This window comes from Aureimonas sp. Leaf427 (genome assembly GCF_001425485.1).
GTDB lineage: Bacteria > Pseudomonadota > Alphaproteobacteria > Rhizobiales > Rhizobiaceae > Plantimonas.
In genome coordinates this window covers 489,855-506,522 of record NZ_LMQW01000001.1, presented here as the reverse complement: position 1 = coordinate 506,522, position 16,668 = coordinate 489,855, and the positions used below count along the sequence as shown (strand labels likewise).

The following is a 16,668-nucleotide window of genomic DNA, read 5'->3' as shown; positions in this document are numbered from 1 at the left end:
TCGGCCGGTCAGACCCCGCCGCGAACGAGGATGAGGATCAGCACCACGACCACGATCACGCCGAGAAGGCCGCTCGGCCCATAGCCCCAGCCGCGCGAATGCGGCCAGGCCGGAAAGACGCCGATCAGGATCAGAATGACGATGATGAGAAGGATCGTTGTGAGCGACATGGGGGCATCCTCGGGTTTGCTGGCGACGAGCGGGTCGTCTCCGATCACAAACACTTGTTCGCCGCGTCAGGTTCCCGTCATTCCAGCGCCGCGCGAGGAGGATTTGACAAGATCGCGCGAAAGGGCCACCTCGACCCCGGCGTCTCCAGCGCGGGTTTTCCGACGCGCGCGGGGCCAGCGGCGGCCGGGCCTCTTCCGGCGGCGTCGTTTCGACAGGCGAAGCGTTAGCGGAGGGCCGATTTCCCAGCGGCCGGGTCTTCCGCGATCAAGTCAGGCGATCAGCGCGATGAACATCGAAGTTCCCATGACCTCCGTCCTGCCGGCCTCCTCGTTTCTCGACGAGCCTTCGCCGCGCCGCGCGACCGTCGGCGTCGATGTCGGCGGCGTCCTCGTGGGCGGCTCGGCGCCGGTCGTCGTGCAGTCCATGACGAACACGGACACGGCCGATATCGACGCGACGGTCGCCCAGGTCGCCGCGCTCTCGAAGGCGGGTTCGGAGATCGTGCGCATCACGGTCGATCGCGACGAGTCCGCCGCCGCCGTTCCGCGCATCGCCGAGCGTCTGGCGCGCCTGGGGCTGAACGTGCCGCTCGTCGGCGACTTCCACTATATCGGCCACAAGCTCCTGGCGGATCATCCGGGCTGCGCGGAGACGCTCGCCAAATACCGCATCAATCCCGGCAATGTCGGCTTCAAGGACAAGAAGGACCGGCAGTTCGTCGAGATCATCGAGCAGGCGATCCGCTGGAACAAGCCGGTGCGCATCGGCGTCAACTGGGGCTCTCTCGACCAGGAGCTCCTGACGCGGCTGATGGACGCGAATGCCGCCAGCGCACGGCCGGCGACGGCCCGCGCCGTCATGCGCGAGGCGATCATCCAGTCGGCGCTGCACTCCGCCGCGCTCGCCGAGGAGACCGGCCTGCCGCGCGAGAAGATCATTCTTTCGGCCAAGGTCTCGAACGTGCAGGATCTCATCGCGGTCTATCGCGATCTCTCCCGCCGCACCGATCATGCGCTCCATCTCGGCCTGACCGAGGCCGGCATGGGCAGCAAGGGCATCGTCGCCTCCTCCGCCGCCCTCGGCATCCTTCTTCAGGAGGGCATCGGCGACACGATCCGCGTCTCGCTGACGCCCGAGCCGAACGGCGACCGGACGCGCGAGGTGCAGGTCGGGCAGGAAATCCTCCAGACGATGGGCTTTCGCCAGTTCGTGCCGATCGTCGCGGCCTGTCCGGGCTGCGGGCGCACGACCTCGACGGTCTTCCAGGAACTCGCCGAGACGATCCAGAAGGATCTTCGCGAGGCCATGCCGGTCTGGCGCGAGACCTATCCGGGCGTCGAGGCGCTGAAGGTCGCGGTCATGGGTTGCATCGTCAACGGACCCGGTGAATCCAAGCATGCCGATATCGGCATCTCGCTGCCCGGCACCGGCGAGACGCCGGCCGCGCCGATCTTCGTCGACGGGCAGAAGGTCGCCACGCTGCGCGGGCCGAACATCGCGGCGGATTTCCGCGTGATGGTCGCCGACTATATCGAGAAGCGCTTCGGACCGTCGGCCCGGCAGGGATGACGAAAGGCGGCGCTGCCAGGGGCTGGAAACGCTTCGCCGCCGCCTGTCTGGCGGCCTCGACCCTTGCCGCGCCGGCGCAAGGGTCCGGCACCGGCCTGCCGCCCGTCGTCCTCACCGCGCTCGACCCCGGCACGCACAATCTCTCGCTCGTGCCGCCCGATCTCGTGCGCCGGGCGAAGACCGAGGCGGAGAAGGGCGCGGCGCTCGTCTGCGATCTCATCAAGGCCAATGCCGCCATCGCCGACATGTCGCCGGACTTCTTCACCCGGCTCATCTGGAAGGAGAGCCGCTTCGACGCGGGGGCGCGCTCGCCCGTCGGCGCCCAGGGCATCGCGCAGTTCATGCCCTATACGGCCAAGGAGCGCGGGCTCGCCGATCCGTTCGATCCGGTCGAGGCGATCCGCCATTCCGCGCTGTATCTTCGCGATCTCAAAGCCGAGCTCGGCAATTGGGGCCTGGCGGCGGCGGCCTACAATGGCGGCATCAACCGCGTGAAGCGCTGGCGCATCAGCGGCGGCACGCTGCCCTTCGAGACCGAGAACTACGTCCTCTCCATCACCGCGCGGCCGGCCGCCTGGTTCCTGGAGGAGGGCCGCGAGATCGAGACGCGGCCGCTCGACAAGGACAAGGATTTCGACGAGGCCTGCCGCGGCCTGCCGACGCGCCGCACCAAGGCGACGATCACCGCTTCGCTGGACAGCGCGCCGATGAAGCCCTGGGGCGTTCAGGTCGCGGGCCATCCGCAGCAGTCCGCCGCCATGTCCATGTTCCGCCGCGTGCAGGGCCAGTATGCCGGCATTATCGGCGACGCCAAGCCGATCGTCATGCGCGCGCGGGCCGGCCGGCTGCGCATCTACGCGGTGCGCATCGGCGCGGACTCGCACAACGATGCGATCCGGCTCTGCACGCGCCTGCGCCAATCCGGTGCATCCTGCGTCGTCTTCCGCAACTGAGGCGGGAAGCCCTGCCATGCCGCGCCATTGCGCCGCATGCACCTGAAATTTCAAGGAAACGTCACAAATCGGCGCAAGTGCCGAAGGGTCGGAGAGGATCGTCGAATCTCGCTCCGCCGGGTCGAGGAAGGGGAGCGCCGGACTCAGCTTCTCTTAATCTTCGACGGGGAGTCTGGGCCGAGCATCCTCGAGGCCGGACCCCCATGCCCACGCAAACTTCCCTTCGACGTCAAGGCCTTGCGATCTATCATGGGCTCCTCGGCATCGAGGTCCTGTGTATCGGCATCGCCGTCGCCGGCCTCCTCGTGTCGCCGGCGCCGCTTCTCTTCGGCTTGCTCCTCTCCCTCGACATCGCCGTCCTCGCCGTCCTCGTCGCGACGCGGCGGCGTCTTGCCGACCGGTTCCTCACCGGCGACGCCGCGCAGCGCAGCCTGATCCAGACGAACATTCGCGACAGCCTCACCGGCGCGCGCACGCGCCATGCCTTCCTGCAGTCGCTCGGCGCGCGCGTGAACCACAGCAGCCGCTCGACGGTGAGCCTCCTTCTCGTGGACATCGACCATTTCAAGTCGATCAACGACAGTCTCGGCCACGGCGTCGGCGACGCGGTGCTGCGCCATCTCGTCGAGATCGGCGAGGGCGTCTTCCCGACGGGCTCGGTCAGCCGGCTCGGCGGCGACGAGTTCGCGATCCTGATGGAGAACACCGAGACCGACATCGCGACGCGCGCGGCCGCGCTCTTTCTCTCGCGCCTCGCCGTGCCGACGATCATCGCGGGGCGGCAGGTCCGCGTCAGCGCCTCCATCGGCATCGCGACCTCGCCGCATCATTCCGTCTTCGGCGACGAGCTGATGCTCTGCGCGGACCTTGCCCTCTACGAGAGCAAGCGGCGCGGGCGGGGGACCTACACCGTCTTCGACGACGAGATGATGGCCGAGCAGAAGTATCGCCGGCTCATCGAGCGCGAGCTTCGCGCCGCCGTGCTCCTCGACCAGCTCGAGCTTCACTACCAGCCGATGCTGGACGGCGCCGGCGAGACGGAGGGCGTGGAGGCGCTGATCCGCTGGCGCCATCCGGTGCGCGGGCTGATGGCGCCGGATCGGTTCGTTCCGATCGCCGAGCAGTCGAACCTGATCGACAGTCTCGGCGAATGGGTGCTGCGCCGGGCCTGCCGGGATGCCGCCGCGCTGCCCGGCCGCACGATCGGCATCAACGTCTCCGGCGCGCAGCTCCAGCGCGACACGTTTCTGGAGATGGTCGTGGCGGTGCTCGGCGAGACCGGCTGCGATGCCGGGCGCTTCACCTTCGAGATCACCGAAAGCGTCGCGCTGGGCGCGAGCGCCGCCGTTCTCCAGCGGCTGAAGACGCTTCAGGACATGGGCGCGCACGTCTCGCTCGACGATTTCGGCACCGGGCATTTCGGCTTCAATTCGCTGAGCACGCTGCCGATCGACGCGATCAAGATCGACCGGAGCTACATCCAGGCCATGGCCGGCGACGAGATCGCCAGCATTCTCGTCGCCGCCATCGGGGCCATCGGCCGCACCAAGGCCATCGCGGTCGTCGCCGAGGGCGTCGAGACCGAGGAGCAGCGGCTTCTCGCCAGGACCGCCGGCTGCACGGTCTTCCAGGGCTATCTGCTCGGCCGGCCCGTCCCGCTGGCGGAGCTTGCGGGAGCGAGGCGCTCCATCGCGGCCTGATACCGACGAGCCCACGAAACAGGTCAATTCAAGGGCTTGTCGGCCTGATACCTCAGCGTGTGCGCTCGGCGATGAAGCGGGCGGCGTCGAGAAGAGGGCCGGCCCGATCGCCATAGGGCGCGAGCAGCGCCGTGCCGTCCGCGACGAGCTCGGCCAGCCGGCGCCTCGTCCAGTCGTGGCCGTGCAGCGCGGGCAGGGTCTTCTTGCCGCGCGCGCGGTCCTTGCCCGCGGCCTTGCCGAGCGCGGCCGCATCGGCCGTCTCGTCGAGAAGATCGTCGGCCAGCTGGAAGGCGAGGCCGACGATCTCGCCGAAGCGGCGAAGGCGCAGCACGTCCTCCATCGCGGCACCCGCGAGGATCGGCCCGGCCTCGCAGGCGAAGGCGATCAGCGCGCCGGTCTTCATCGCCTGCATCACGGAAATCTCGACCTCGGCGAGGTCCTCCGTCTCGGCCGCCAGATCCAGCGCCTGCCCGCCGACCATGCCGCCGGGGCCGGCCTGCACCGCGAGGCGCCGGACCAGCTCCAGCCGTGCGGCCGGCGAGGCGCCCTCGGCGCCCGCCACGAGGCCGGAGGCGATCGTCAGAAGCCCGTCGCCGGCGAGAATCGCGGTCGCCTCGTCGAAGGCCCGGTGGACCGTCGGCTGGCCCCGGCGCAGGTCGTCGTCGTCCATGGCGGGCAGGTCGTCATGGACGAGCGAGTAGGAATGGACGCATTCGAGCGCCGCCGCGACATCGCTCGCAGCTTGCCCGTCGCCGTCGAAGAGCGCGGCCGATTCCAAGACCAGGAAGGGGCGAAGGCGCTTGCCGCCGTTCAGCACGCCGTGGCGCATGGCGGCGAGAAGCCGCGCGGGCGTGCCGGCGAGCAGCGGATGGTCGGGGGAGAGGATCTCGCCGAGCCGCGTCTCGACGGCCTGTGCACGCGCGGCGAGCGCCGTTTCGAAACTCGTCGTCATGCCGTCTCGTCCTCCAAATCCCGTCCGCGGCCTTCGCCGATCCCGGCGGCAAGGTCAAGCGGCCGGCGCGGCCCCGCGCGGCGGCCGGTTGCCTCACCTGCCGCCCGCCGATAAGACGATGAGACCAAGGGCTCTTAGCGCCCGTCCCTCCCTAGAGTTCCTGATGCTGCGACGCGCCTTCGGCCTCCTGATCGTGACCCTCGCGATCCTCGTCGCGCTGCCGATCGCCCTCGTTCCCATCTACGCCATTCCGATCGTCCGGCCGGTCTCGACGCTGATGCTCGGCGACTGGCTGACCTTCCGTCCGGTGACGCGCGAATGGGTAGCCCTGGAGGACATCTCGCCGGTGCTCGTCCATTCCGTGATGATGTCGGAGGACGGGCAGTACTGCTTTCACGGCGGGATCGACTGGCGCGAGCTGAACGCGGTCATCGATTCGACGCTGGAAGGCGAGGACACGCGCGGCGCCTCCACCATTCCCATGCAGACGGCCAAGAACCTCTTCCTCTGGAACAGCCGCTCCTTCGTCCGCAAGGGGCTGGAAGTGCCGCTGGCGCTCTATCTCGACCTCATGCTCTCCAAGCGCCGGCTGATCGAGATCTATCTGAACGTCGCGGAATGGGGCGAGGGGATCTACGGGATCGAGGCTGCGAGCTGGCACTATTTCGACAAGCCGGCCTTCGCGCTGACCGCGCGCGAAGCCTCGCTCCTGGCGGTGACGCTGCCCGCGCCCGCCAAGCGCAATCCCGCCAAGCCCTCGCGCGGCCTCTCCCGGCTGGCGACGACGGTCGCGGCGCGCGCGCGCGCCTCTGGCGGCTATGTCGGCTGCGTCGCGGTGGCGCCGCGCAGCGGCTGACGAGGCGCGGGGCGCGCCTTGAATCGGCGCCTGCCTCTTCCCATTCGGGCGATTCTTCGATAAGGGACCGTCCAATTCCCGTCATTCGATTGGACAGGACAGGGTCGAGGCTCGATCCCGCTCCTGTCGCGCATGACGGAACGGGTGCCTTCCGATCCTCGGAAGGTCCCTCGAGAGTTTTGCAGAGATGAGACCGGCGGGCCGGGCGGAAGCGCGCCTCCTCGCCCGAGCGATACGGAGAAGAGCATGGCCGTCCCGAAGAGAAAGACCTCGCCGTCCAAGCGTGGCATGCGTCGTTCGCACGACGCCCTCAAGGCCCCGACCTATGTCGAGGACAAGAACTCGGGCGAGCTGCGCCGCCCCCATCACATCGACCTGAAGACCGGCATGTATCGTGGCAAGCAGGTTCTGACCGTCAAGGCCGACGCCTGATATCACGCCCCGTCGCGGACGGCTCGCGGCCTTCGTGGGTCTCCAGGCGGCCGGTCCGATCCTCGGCGATGCCGATGGACGGGGACGAAGACCATGAAAAAAGCCGGGCTCGCGCCCGGCTTTTTTCATGGGATCGGCGAAGTGGCGTTGCGTGCCCGAAGGCCGGGCGAATGCTCCGAGCCTTTCGTGGTCGGAGCGTTCGCTGCGGGACAGGCTGTCGAGCCTTCTCGCGTCAGCCCTCCTTGGCGGGCTCCGCGGCCTTGGAGTCCAGCGCTTCCAGGCGCTTCTGCATCTCGTCGAGCTGGCGGCGCATGGCGTTGAAGTCGTCGCGCTCGGGAACCGGAGCCGCGGTGCCGGGCTGCTTGGCGGCCGAGGGTGCGCCGGCCGCGCCGTCGCCCGGGATGATGGCATTGGCCATGAAGGGATTGAACATGGCCATGGCCTGACGGAACATCTCGGTGTTCCGGCGGACCTGCGTCTCCATCAGCTTCATCGCGTTCTGGCTGGACACGCTGCCGACGCCGGCGCCCTTGTCGCGGAAGCCCTCCTGCTCCTGGGCGAAGGCGGTCATGGACTGTTCGAGATAGCTCGGGATGACCATCTGCATCTGGTCGCCGTAGAAGCGGATGAGCTGGCGCAGGAAGGCGATGGGCATCATGTTCTGCCCGACCTTGTTCTCCTGCTCGAAGATGATCTGCGTCAGCACCGAATGGGTGATGTCCTCGCCGGACTTGGCGTCCTGGACGACGAACTCCTCGTTGCCCTTCACCATGGCCGCCAGATTCTCGAGGGTGACGTAGGTGCTCGTCCCCGTGTTGTAGAGCCGCCGGTTGGCGTATTTCTTGATGACGGTGACGTCGGTGGTCTTGGCCATGGTGATGTCTCTCCCTTTCGCTCCGCAGGGGCTGCCGGTCTCATCGCCGACTGGCCCGGTCTATTGCAGTGCGCCATGGCTCATGAGTGACATAAAAAGACTGGCTTTCCAACATGCCGAACCCCACCTTCCGGTGATCCGCCCACACCCCGCCCGGGTCGCACGAATCGGCCCGCCAAAGTTGTGGGCAAAGGTTTGCGCGTTCGCGTTTGACAGGCTCCGGCAGCCTCTGCGACAAGCAACGTCATGACGGCCAGCCTTCTCGAACGGCACCGGTTTCGAGAGCTGATTCCTGTTTCGGGAGGAACTTGAGATGCAGAACGGACAATCATCGGTCGTCATCGTCGGCGCCGCGCGCACGCCGGTCGGCGGCTTCAACGGCGCCTTCGCCGACGTTCCCGCTCACGAGCTCGGTGCTGTCGCGATCCGCGAGGCGCTGTCGCGCGCCGGTGTCGAGGCGGGCGAGGTCGACGAGGTCGTGTTCGGGCAGGTGCTCTCGGCCGGCGAGGGGCAGAATCCCGCCCGTCAGGCCGCGATGGGCGCCGGCATCCCGAAGGAGGCGACCGCCTGGGGCCTCAACCAGCTCTGCGGCTCCGGCCTTCGCGCCATCGCCATCGGCTACCAGCAGATCGCGCTCGGCGATGCCAAGGTGATCGTGGCCGGCGGCCAGGAATCCATGTCCATGGCGCCGCATGCCGCGCACCTGCGCTCCGGCACCAAGATGGGCGACCTGAAGATGGTCGACACCATGCTGAAGGACGGCCTCATCGACGCCTTCCACGGCTATCACATGGGCATCACCGCCGAGAACGTGGCGCGTCAGTTCCAGATCACGCGGGACCAGCAGGACGCCTTCGCCGTCGCCTCGCAGAACAAGGCCGAGGCCGCGCAGAAGGCCGGGCGCTTCAAGGACGAGATCGTTCCCTTCACGGTCAAGACGCGCAAGGGCGACATCGTCGTCTCCGAGGACGAGTACATCAAGGCCGGCACGACGATCGAAAAGGTGGCCAAGCTGCGCCCGGCCTTCGACAAGGAAGGCTCCGTGACCGCGGCCAACGCTTCCGGTCTCAACGACGGCGCCGCTGCGGCGGTTCTGATGACCGAGGCCGAAGCCAACCGCCGCGGCCTGACCCCGCTCGTGCGCATCGCCTCCTGGGCGACGGTCGGCGTCGATCCCGCCCTGATGGGCACGGGCCCGATCCCGGCCTCGCGCAGGGCGCTGGAGAAGGCCGGCTGGTCGATCGAGGACCTCGACCTCGTGGAGGCCAACGAGGCCTTCGCGGCGCAGGCCTGCGCCGTCAACAAGGACCTCGGCTGGAACCCGGATATCGTCAACGTCAATGGCGGCGCGATCTCCATCGGCCATCCGATCGGCGCCTCCGGCGCGCGCATCTTCAACACGCTCGTCCATGAGATGATCCGGCGCGACGCGAAGAAGGGCCTCGCTACGCTCTGCATCGGCGGCGGCATGGGCGTCGCCATGTGCTTCGAGCGCGCCTGACGCGACGGGGTTTCAAGACAGAGGAGCGACGCGGCGGCCTTCGCCGCCGCGTCGCCCGCTTGCCCGGACGACAAGCTCCGGGCCGACGTTCGGCAGCAGAACGCACGGAGCTTTTCGCTCCGCCTTGCCGGGGGCTCGAAGCCCGGCCAATCAACGAGACCATCAGGGTGGGACACGACATGCAGAGAACGGCCATCGTCACGGGCGGCACGCGCGGCATCGGCGCTGCGATTTCCAAGGCGCTGAAGGGTGCGGGCCATACGGTCGTCGCCAGCTATGCGGGCAATGACGAGGCCGCCAAGGCTTTTGCCGAGGAGACCGGCATCGTCGTCGCCAAGTGGGACGTGGCGAGCTACGAGGCCTGCGCCGAGAACGTGCAGAAGATCGCGGCCGAGCACGGCCCGATCGGCATTCTCGTCAACAATGCCGGCATCACGCGCGACGCCATGTTCCACAAGATGACGCCGGACCAGTGGAAGGCGGTCATCGACACGAACCTCAACGGCCTCTTCAACATGACCCATCCCTGCTGGACGGGCATGCGGGACGCCAAGTTCGGCCGCGTCGTCAACATTTCCTCGATCAACGGGCAGAAGGGCCAGGCCGGACAGGCGAACTACTCCGCCTCCAAGGCCGGCGACATCGGCTTCACCAAGGCGCTCGCCCAGGAAGGCGCGCGCGCCGGCATCACCGTCAACGCGATCTGCCCCGGCTATATCGGCACGCAAATGGTTCGCGCGATCGACGAGAAGGTGCTGAACGAGCGCATCATCCCGCAGATCCCGGTCGGCCGTCTCGGGGAGCCCGAGGAAATCGCCCGCTGCGTGCTCTTCCTCGTGGCCGAGGATGCCGGCTTCATCACCGGCGCCACGCTGACCGCGAACGGCGGACAGTACTTCGCCTGATCGAACGAGGGCCGCGCCGCCGCGATGACGACCGACGGCGCGGCCTTCAAATGGGACCCGGTGAAGGCCGCCAGCAATCTTGCCGCGCACGGCGTTCCGTTCGATACTGTCTCGGACTTCGATTTCGAGACGGCTCTGATCGTCATCGACGGTCGGCACGATTACGGTGAAGTCCGAAAGATCGCCTTCGGGTTCATTCAGGATCGCCTCCACGTATTGGTCTATACGGAGCGAGACACCCACATTCGTGTGATATCGCTTCGGAAGGCGAATGACAGAGAGGGAAAGCTCTATGGCGGCTCTCGGAAGCAAACAGACCAGGGTGGCTGAGCACACCGCCGATGCGAAGGCATCTCCCATGGCGATGACACCGGAAGAGGATGCAGCGATCACGGCCGCGGCGCGCCTCGATCCGGACAATCCCCCCCTTCACGACGACGAACCTTTCGACGTGGATGGCGAGTTGAAGACGATCATCTGGCTCGACGCAGACGTGGTTACGCGTCTGAAGGCTGGCGGGGCTGGCTGGCAGGTTCGCGCCAATCGCATCCTGCGCGAGGCGCTCGGGGTTTGATGTAGTCCTTGCGCCTTTCGCTGGGGCGCCCGGCACCCTAATTGATGCGTCTATGAACGCCTCCTTCCGAGCGCCGGATATGCGCCCCCAGACCGGCTCCGGCGTCACTGCCGTGCTCGGGCCGACCAACACCGGCAAGACCTTTCTCGCCATCGAGCGGATGGTCGCCCATTCCTCCGGCGTCATCGGACTGCCGCTGCGTCTTCTGGCGCGCGAGGTCTATCAGAAGGTCGTCGACAGGGTCGGCGCCTCCAACGTCGCGCTGATCACCGGCGAGGAGAAGATCAAGCCGAAGAACGCGCGCTTCCACGTCTGCACGGTGGAGGCGATGCCGCGGAAGACGGACGCCGCCTTCGTGGCGATCGACGAGGTGCAGCTGGCCGGCGATCTCGAGCGCGGGCACATCTTCACCGACCGCATCCTCCACACGCGCGGCCATTCCGAGACGCTGCTGCTCGGCTCCGGCTCTATGCGCGGCGTCCTGGAGCGGCTCCTGCCGGGCATCCAGGTCGTGACGCGGCCGCGCATGTCGCAGCTTCTCTATGCCGGCCAGAAGAAGACGACGCGCCTGCCCCGGCGCTCGGCCATCGTCGCCTTCTCGGCCGACGAGGTCTATTCGATCGCCGAGCTGATCCGCCGCCAGCGGGGCGGGGCGGCCGTCGTGATGGGGGCGCTCTCGCCCCGCACCCGCAACGCGCAGGTCCAGCTCTACCAGTCCGGCGACGTCGATTTCCTTGTCGCGACCGACGCGATCGGCATGGGGCTCAATCTCGACGTCGATCATGTCGCCTTCGCGCAGGACTGGAAATATGACGGGTTCCAGTATCGCCAGCTGACGCCGGCCGAGCTCGGGCAGATCGCGGGCCGCGCCGGGCGGCACCTGCGCGACGGCACGTTCGGCGTGACGGGCCGCGTCGATCCGCTGGCGGACGAGCTGGTGCAGGCGCTGGAGGCCCATGCCTTCCCGCCGGTGCGGGTGCTTCAATGGCGGTCCGACCAGCTCGATTTCGGATCGCTCGACCGGCTGAAGGCGAGCCTCGACGCCGTGCCGAACGCGCCGGAGCTGACGCGGGCGCTGCCTGCGGTCGATCAGCGCGCGCTCGAATTTCTGTCGCGCGACCCGTTCGTGACGGAGCGGGCGACGACGGCCGCGCGCGTCGAGATGCTCTGGGAGGCCTGCAAGCTTCCCGACTATCGACGCATCGCGCCCGCCCAGCATGCCGAGATCATCGCGACCATCTACGGCGATCTCGTCGGGCGCGGACATGTGGCGGAAGACTACATGGCCGCGCAGGTTCTACGCGCCGACCAGATGGAGGGCGACATCGACACGCTCTCGCGCCGCATCGCCGAAATCCGCACCTGGACGTATATTTCGCACCGCCCGGGATGGCTGGCCGATCCGTCACACTGGCAGGAAAAGACCCGGGACATCGAGGACCGGCTTTCCGACGCTCTTCACGAGCGGTTGACGAAACGCTTCGTAGACCGCAGGACAAGCGTCTTGATGAAGCGGCTGAGAGAGAACGCATCCATGGAGGCTGAAATCGGCGTCGACGGCAAGGTGCTCGTGGAGGGCCACCATGTCGGCGAACTGCAGGGATTCAGGTTCTCGCCGGACACCAAAGCCGACGGACCCGACGCCAAAGCCGTTCGCGCGGCAGCGCAAAAGGCCTTGGCCGGTGAATTCGATTCGCGGGCGGAACGGTTCTTCAACGCTCCGAACGGGGATCTGGCGCTCGGCCAGGACGGACTTCTTCGCTGGCTCGGCGCGCCCGTCGCCTCGCTGACCTCGGGCGACGACGCGATGACGCCGCGCGTCGTGCTTCTGGCCGACGAGCAGCTGACCGGTCCCGCGCGCGACAAGGTCGCCGCGCGCGCCGAGCGTTTCGTCACCTATCAGGTCTCCACCATCCTGAAGCCGCTGATGGACCTCAAGTCCGCCGAAGGGCTGGAGGGCACGGCCCGGGGCATCGCCTATCGGCTCGTGGAGAATTTCGGCCTGCTCCAGCGCCGGGACATTTCCGACGAGGTCCGCTCGCTCGACCAGGATGCCCGTGCCGCGCTACGGCGCCATGGCGTGCGCTTCGGCGCCTACCACATCTTCGTGCCCGCGCTGGTGAAGCCGGCGCCCGCCAATCTCCTGACGCTGCTCTGGGCGATCGCCAAGGACGGGCGCGACAAGCCGGGCTTCGGCGACGTCACGCACCTTCTTTCGACCGGGCGCACCTCGGCGGTGGCGGACCCGGCCTTCGATCCGATCTTCTACGCGCTCGCCGGCTATCGCCTGCTCGGGCGCCGCGCGGTGCGCATCGACATCCTGGAGCGGCTCGCCGATCTCATCCGGCCCGCGCTCGCCTGGAAGCCCGGCACGACGAAGCGCCCCGAAGGCGGCTTCAACGGCTCGCAGTTCCTCGTGACGCCGGCCATGATGTCGATCCTCGGCGCCACGGCCGACGACATGGAGGAGATCCTGCGGGGCCTCGGCTATCGCAGCCAGGGCATCGACGCCAAGGAGATCGAGAAGACGATCGCCCGGCAGGACGAGGAAGCCCTCGCCGCCGAAGCGGCCAAGGCGGAAGCCGCCGTGGTCGCGGCGGCTGAAGCCGCTCGCGGCGCCCTGGCGCAGGGCGAGAGCGACGCTGCCGGGTCGGCCGAGACCGGGGCCGCTGCGGAAGGCACGATCGATGCCGATGCTTCGACGTCGTCGGATGTCGCGGCGTCCTCGGGCGATCCGGCCGAGGATGCGCTGACGGCCGCTGCGGCCGAGGCGGCGGATGGCGTGCTCGAGCCCGGTCTGGCCGATGCGGCCGAGCCGGCGAGCGAGACCGAGACGGCGCCTGCGGCCGAGACGGAGACCGCCGAGGCTTCGAGCGAAGCCGACGCGCCTGCCGAAGCGACGGACGAGACCGCTCCCGAGTCCTCCGATATTGGCGTTGCGGAAGCTGCTGCCGGCGAAGCATCCGATGTTGCGCCGTCCGAGGCGGGCGAGCGTTCCGAGCCCGTGGCCGCCGAGGCCGCGTCTGCCGAGGTGCCGGTGGCTCCGGCCGAGATCAAGCTCGTTCAGGTCTGGCGTCCGCAGCGGCACGAGGGCCGGGGCGGCGCGCGCGATGGACGCGGCGGCGATCGGGCGGGCGGTCGCCAGCGTCCGGGCGGGCGTCAGCCGGGGCGCGGCGCTCAGCCGGCCGAGGCCGGGGCCGAAGGCGCGCCGGCGGATGCGGTTGCCCGCGAGGCACGGCCGGAGGGCGAGCGCAGCGGCGGTCGTCCGTTCCGCCAGGGCGGCGGCGGCAAGGGACCGGGCGGCGATCGCAACCAGCGCTCCTTCGGCGGCAAGGGCGGCGAGAAGCCGGGCGGCTCGAGAGACGGGCGCGAGAACCGGCGCGAGGGTTTTAGCGGCGACAAGCGCCCGCCGCGCGGCGACAACCGGCCGGACAATCGCGGCGACGGACGCCCGGACAAGGCGGCAGGCGGCGAGACCAGACGGTTCGAGAGCAAGGCGCCGGCGCGGATCGATCCCGATTCTCCCTTCGCCAAGCTCGCGGCGCTTCGGGACAAGCTCGGAAAGTAAGCGCGGATGGCGGGAGCGGGCGAGCAGCGCGTCGACAAGTGGCTGTTCTTCGCGCGCATCGTCAAATCCCGTAGCCTCGCCCAGAAACTGCTCCTTTCCGGCGGGGTTCGCGTCAATCGCGAGAAGATCGACAACCCCGCCAAGATCGTGCGCCCCGGCGATGTGCTGACGATCCCGATCGGGCGGGGCGTCAAGGTTCTGAAGATCCTCGATCCGGGTCAGCGGCGCGGGCCGGCGCCGGAGGCGCAGACGCTCTACGAGGACATGACGCCCCCGGAGCCGAAGGCCGAGGAGGCGGCGGCGAAAGCCGTGGAGGCCGGCTATACGCCGAGCGAGCGGCCGCCCAACAAGCGCGAGCGCCGCGCCCTCGACCGGCTGCGCTGGGAGGACGACGGGTAGAGGGTGCCGGTCGTGGCCGACTTTGAGCATCGCGTGGGGGCGCAGGTTCGACGAGATGGGCGCTTGCCGGCCTCGATCGGAGAAGGCCGGTTCTCCATCCTGCGGCGAAAACGCCGACCCACACGCCTTGGCGAAGGATTTTCGCGGTTTCGGCCCGCCGTTCCGCCGCAACGCAAAACAGTTCTCTTTGGGCGCCGACTTGGTGCATGCTTTGCCCTTGCCAGCGAGGGATGCAGGGGCTACCTCCCGAAACTCGAATGGGGCCGGGCGGGATCGGGTCCTGCTCGCCGATCGAAAGGGACCGCAGCGCGGTCCGATCCCGAGGACCCGTTATGACCTACGTCGTGACCGACAACTGCATCAAGTGCAAGTACATGGACTGCGTGGAGGTCTGTCCGGTGGACTGCTTCTACGAGGGCGACAACATGCTCGTCATCCATCCCGACGAGTGCATCGACTGCGGCGTCTGCGAGCCTGAGTGCCCCGCCGAGGCGATCAAGCCCGACACGGAGCCCGGTCTCGACAAATGGCTGAAGGTCAACGCCGAGTATGCGGAGGCCTGGCCGAACATCACGATCAAGCGCGATGCGCCCGCCGATGCCGCCAAGTTCGACGGCGAGACCGGCAAATTCGAAAAATACTTTTCCGCCGAGCGCGGCCAGGGCGACTGACGGTCCGCGCCGAGCGGCGCCGGACGCGAGGGGGAACAAGCGAGGCCGGGGCGAAAGCACCGGTCTTTTTGCTGTTTTTCAAGGCTTTCGCCGATGCCCGAGATCATCCCAGCCTTGGTAAGGCTGCGGCTCGCAAGGGCGTCGCGTCGCTGTGACGAAATTGCAGCGCTTTGGCATAAACCTTGAATTTTGCGGAAGAATAAGTTATTCTCAACGTGACAGTCGAGCGGCGCCTGCCTTTCCTTCGGGCAGGTCCTCGTTCCGGGTGCCTCGAAAGGACGTTTTCCCGCCAAAGGTTCGCTGCTCGCCACCCCTGAGTTTCGGGGTTGTGGGAACGCGCCTTCGATCTTGCGGGATCGGGTCGGCTTCGCAGGGCGCCGCTGTCGCTTCGCATCGGTCGCGAAGTGCTTCGAAAACGGGCGGTGCGAAGCACCGGCCCCCCGTGTCTAGCGGCTGTCGTGGCCCGGCACAACAGGGAGTTTAAGAGGGCGTATGACCATTCAGAAGAAGACCTCCCAGCGTCAGGGTTTCAAGACCGGCGAGAGCATCGTCTATCCCGCCCATGGCGTCGGACAGATCGTGGCCATCGAGGAACAGGTCGTCGCGGGCATGAAGCTCGAGCTCTTCGTCATCGATTTCGAGAAGGACAAGATGCGTCTCAAGGTGCCGGTCGCCAAGGCCGAAGCCGTGGGCATGCGCAAGCTCTCCGAGACCGATTTCGTCGAACGCGCCCTCAAGGTCGTCCAGGGTCGCGCCCGCGTGAAGAAGACCATGTGGAGCCGCAGGGCCCAGGAATACGACGCGAAGATCAATTCGGGCGATCTCATCCAGATCGCCGAGGTCGTGCGCGATCTCTATCGTGCCGACAGCCAGCCCGAGCAGTCCTATTCCGAGCGCCAGCTCTATGAGGCCGCCCTCGGTCGCATGGCGCGCGAGCTTGCCGCCGTCAACGAGGTGTCCGAGACCGAGGCCGTCCGCCTGATCGAGACCAATCTCAACAAGGGCCCCAAGCGCACCGCCAAGGCCGAGGACGAGGCGGATGCCGACGCCGAGGCCGAAGAGGTCGCCGAGGAAGTTCAGGCCGCCTGATTTCAGGCGAGTTCGATACTGCTTTCAAGCCGGCCGCGACCCTGTCGCGGCCGGCTTTGCTTTTGTCGGCCGACGATGTAGTCTTTTTGCGCTGCGAGAGAGAATCGCTCCGTTTCGGCCGGCACGAGGCTCGACTTTCCGACGGTATCGCGGATGGATGGGCCCATCGGCAGCGGTCGTCGGTCCGGCCTGTCGTCCGGGATAGGGCAGAGGCCACCGGGCCGGTGGCCTTCGCAGCATTCGGCGCTTCCTAGCTTGCCGCCGCTCCTTCCCGCACTATTTAGCGACAAAAAGTTTCCATCCTTGGGAACGTTCCCTTCATGCTCGCGTTCTGGTTTCACGAGATGCGAAGGGGTCCCTCCGCGCATCCGGCCGCCGAGGTCGAGACCGCAGCATCGCTGTTCCCGCTCCGCCTCATCGTATCGCCTCCTCGACCGGCGCCTCGCTCGCGAGA

At 67.8% G+C, this 16,668-nt stretch carries 16 protein-coding genes; 13 read left to right on the top strand and 3 right to left on the bottom strand.

The window, feature by feature from the left end:
• Window positions 1–8: 8 nt before the first annotated feature.
• Window positions 9–170 (bottom strand): DUF3309 family protein, encoded by a 162-nt coding sequence (locus ASG62_RS25215; protein ID WP_082537222.1) that lies wholly within the window; start codon window positions 168–170, stop codon window positions 9–11.
• A 304-nt stretch (window positions 171–474) separates the two neighbouring features.
• Here ASG62_RS25215 and ispG point away from each other — a divergent pair, with 304 nt between their 5' ends.
• From ispG to ASG62_RS02160, 3 genes are all read left to right on the top strand, one after another.
• Window positions 475–1,740 (top strand): flavodoxin-dependent (E)-4-hydroxy-3-methylbut-2-enyl-diphosphate synthase, encoded by a 1,266-nt coding sequence (gene ispG, locus ASG62_RS02170; RefSeq protein ID WP_056694940.1) that lies wholly within the window; start codon window positions 475–477, stop codon window positions 1,738–1,740.
• Window positions 1,737–2,693, top strand: a complete 957-nt coding sequence (locus ASG62_RS02165) for a lytic transglycosylase domain-containing protein (protein WP_056694266.1) — start codon at window positions 1,737–1,739, stop codon at window positions 2,691–2,693. The genes ispG and ASG62_RS02165 overlap by 4 nt, the downstream gene beginning before the upstream one ends.
• 203 nt (window positions 2,694–2,896) lie before the next feature.
• Complete coding sequence (locus ASG62_RS02160; RefSeq protein WP_056694268.1) at window positions 2,897–4,393, top strand: putative bifunctional diguanylate cyclase/phosphodiesterase; 1,497 nt, start codon at window positions 2,897–2,899, stop codon at window positions 4,391–4,393.
• A 52-nt stretch (window positions 4,394–4,445) separates the two neighbouring features.
• On the opposite strand, the gene ASG62_RS02155 is transcribed toward ASG62_RS02160, so the two are convergent.
• Window positions 4,446–5,345: a polyprenyl synthetase family protein gene (locus tag ASG62_RS02155; protein WP_056694269.1), complete on the bottom strand. Its 900-nt coding sequence runs from the start codon at window positions 5,343–5,345 to the stop codon at window positions 4,446–4,448.
• Window positions 5,346–5,508: 163 nt separating this feature from the next.
• Between ASG62_RS02155 and ASG62_RS02150 the strand changes: the two genes are divergently transcribed.
• Window positions 5,509–6,201 carry a biosynthetic peptidoglycan transglycosylase gene (locus ASG62_RS02150; RefSeq protein WP_156381921.1) on the top strand — a complete coding sequence of 231 codons (693 nt, stop codon included), beginning with the start codon at window positions 5,509–5,511 and terminating at the stop codon, window positions 6,199–6,201.
• Between the two features lie 246 nt (window positions 6,202–6,447).
• A complete protein-coding gene (rpmF, locus tag ASG62_RS02145; RefSeq protein WP_056506235.1) occupies window positions 6,448–6,633 on the top strand; it encodes a 50S ribosomal protein L32 in 186 nt (61 codons plus the stop codon).
• Window positions 6,634–6,865: 232 nt separating this feature from the next.
• On the opposite strand, the gene phaR is transcribed toward rpmF, so the two are convergent.
• Window positions 6,866–7,507 carry a polyhydroxyalkanoate synthesis repressor PhaR gene (phaR, locus tag ASG62_RS02140; protein ID WP_056694272.1) on the bottom strand — a complete coding sequence of 214 codons (642 nt, stop codon included), beginning with the start codon at window positions 7,505–7,507 and terminating at the stop codon, window positions 6,866–6,868.
• 313 nt (window positions 7,508–7,820) lie between these two features.
• Here phaR and ASG62_RS02135 point away from each other — a divergent pair, with 313 nt between their 5' ends.
• The 8 genes from ASG62_RS02135 to ASG62_RS02100 all read left to right on the top strand — a co-directional run bounded on the left by ASG62_RS02135 (window position 7,821) and on the right by ASG62_RS02100 (window position 16,214).
• Window positions 7,821–9,008, top strand: a complete 1,188-nt coding sequence (locus tag ASG62_RS02135; protein WP_056694274.1) for an acetyl-CoA C-acetyltransferase — start codon at window positions 7,821–7,823, stop codon at window positions 9,006–9,008.
• A gap of 179 nt (window positions 9,009–9,187) precedes the next feature.
• Window positions 9,188–9,913 (top strand): acetoacetyl-CoA reductase, encoded by a 726-nt coding sequence (gene phbB / locus ASG62_RS02130; protein ID WP_056694277.1) that lies wholly within the window; start codon window positions 9,188–9,190, stop codon window positions 9,911–9,913.
• A 24-nt stretch (window positions 9,914–9,937) separates the two neighbouring features.
• A complete protein-coding gene (locus tag ASG62_RS02125; RefSeq protein ID WP_056694279.1) occupies window positions 9,938–10,243 on the top strand; it encodes a BrnT family toxin in 306 nt (101 codons plus the stop codon).
• A gap of 28 nt (window positions 10,244–10,271) precedes the next feature.
• Window positions 10,272–10,487 (top strand): BrnA antitoxin family protein, encoded by a 216-nt coding sequence (locus ASG62_RS02120; protein WP_244487560.1) that lies wholly within the window; start codon window positions 10,272–10,274, stop codon window positions 10,485–10,487.
• 52 nt (window positions 10,488–10,539) lie between these two features.
• Window positions 10,540–14,055, top strand: a complete 3,516-nt coding sequence (locus ASG62_RS02115; protein ID WP_056694280.1) for a helicase-related protein — start codon at window positions 10,540–10,542, stop codon at window positions 14,053–14,055.
• A 6-nt stretch (window positions 14,056–14,061) separates the two neighbouring features.
• On the top strand, window positions 14,062–14,454 hold the full coding sequence (locus ASG62_RS02110) for an RNA-binding S4 domain-containing protein (protein WP_056694281.1): 393 nt from the start codon (window positions 14,062–14,064) through the stop codon (window positions 14,452–14,454).
• A gap of 332 nt (window positions 14,455–14,786) precedes the next feature.
• A complete protein-coding gene (gene fdxA / locus ASG62_RS02105) occupies window positions 14,787–15,125 on the top strand; it encodes a ferredoxin FdxA (protein ID WP_056694283.1) in 339 nt (112 codons plus the stop codon).
• A gap of 492 nt (window positions 15,126–15,617) precedes the next feature.
• Window positions 15,618–16,214: a CarD family transcriptional regulator gene (locus ASG62_RS02100; RefSeq protein ID WP_056694284.1), complete on the top strand. Its 597-nt coding sequence runs from the start codon at window positions 15,618–15,620 to the stop codon at window positions 16,212–16,214.
• Window positions 16,215–16,668: the final 454 nt, after the last annotated feature.

Coding starts and splice junctions, on each gene's coding strand:
- ASG62_RS25215 (WP_082537222.1), bottom strand. CDS start 170: ATGTCGCTCACAACGATCCTTCTCATCATCGTCATTCTGATCCTGATC.
- ispG (WP_056694940.1), top strand. CDS start 475: ATGACCTCCGTCCTGCCGGCCTCCTCGTTTCTCGACGAGCCTTCGCCG.
- ASG62_RS02165 (WP_056694266.1), top strand. CDS start 1,737: ATGACGAAAGGCGGCGCTGCCAGGGGCTGGAAACGCTTCGCCGCCGCC.
- ASG62_RS02160 (WP_056694268.1), top strand. CDS start 2,897: ATGCCCACGCAAACTTCCCTTCGACGTCAAGGCCTTGCGATCTATCAT.
- ASG62_RS02155 (WP_056694269.1), bottom strand. CDS start 5,345: ATGACGACGAGTTTCGAAACGGCGCTCGCCGCGCGTGCACAGGCCGTC.
- ASG62_RS02150 (WP_156381921.1), top strand. CDS start 5,509: ATGCTGCGACGCGCCTTCGGCCTCCTGATCGTGACCCTCGCGATCCTC.
- rpmF (WP_056506235.1), top strand. CDS start 6,448: ATGGCCGTCCCGAAGAGAAAGACCTCGCCGTCCAAGCGTGGCATGCGT.
- phaR (WP_056694272.1), bottom strand. CDS start 7,507: ATGGCCAAGACCACCGACGTCACCGTCATCAAGAAATACGCCAACCGG.
- ASG62_RS02135 (WP_056694274.1), top strand. CDS start 7,821: ATGCAGAACGGACAATCATCGGTCGTCATCGTCGGCGCCGCGCGCACG.
- phbB (WP_056694277.1), top strand. CDS start 9,188: ATGCAGAGAACGGCCATCGTCACGGGCGGCACGCGCGGCATCGGCGCT.
- ASG62_RS02125 (WP_056694279.1), top strand. CDS start 9,938: ATGACGACCGACGGCGCGGCCTTCAAATGGGACCCGGTGAAGGCCGCC.
- ASG62_RS02120 (WP_244487560.1), top strand. CDS start 10,272: ATGGCGATGACACCGGAAGAGGATGCAGCGATCACGGCCGCGGCGCGC.
- ASG62_RS02115 (WP_056694280.1), top strand. CDS start 10,540: ATGAACGCCTCCTTCCGAGCGCCGGATATGCGCCCCCAGACCGGCTCC.
- ASG62_RS02110 (WP_056694281.1), top strand. CDS start 14,062: ATGGCGGGAGCGGGCGAGCAGCGCGTCGACAAGTGGCTGTTCTTCGCG.
- fdxA (WP_056694283.1), top strand. CDS start 14,787: ATGACCTACGTCGTGACCGACAACTGCATCAAGTGCAAGTACATGGAC.
- ASG62_RS02100 (WP_056694284.1), top strand. CDS start 15,618: ATGACCATTCAGAAGAAGACCTCCCAGCGTCAGGGTTTCAAGACCGGC.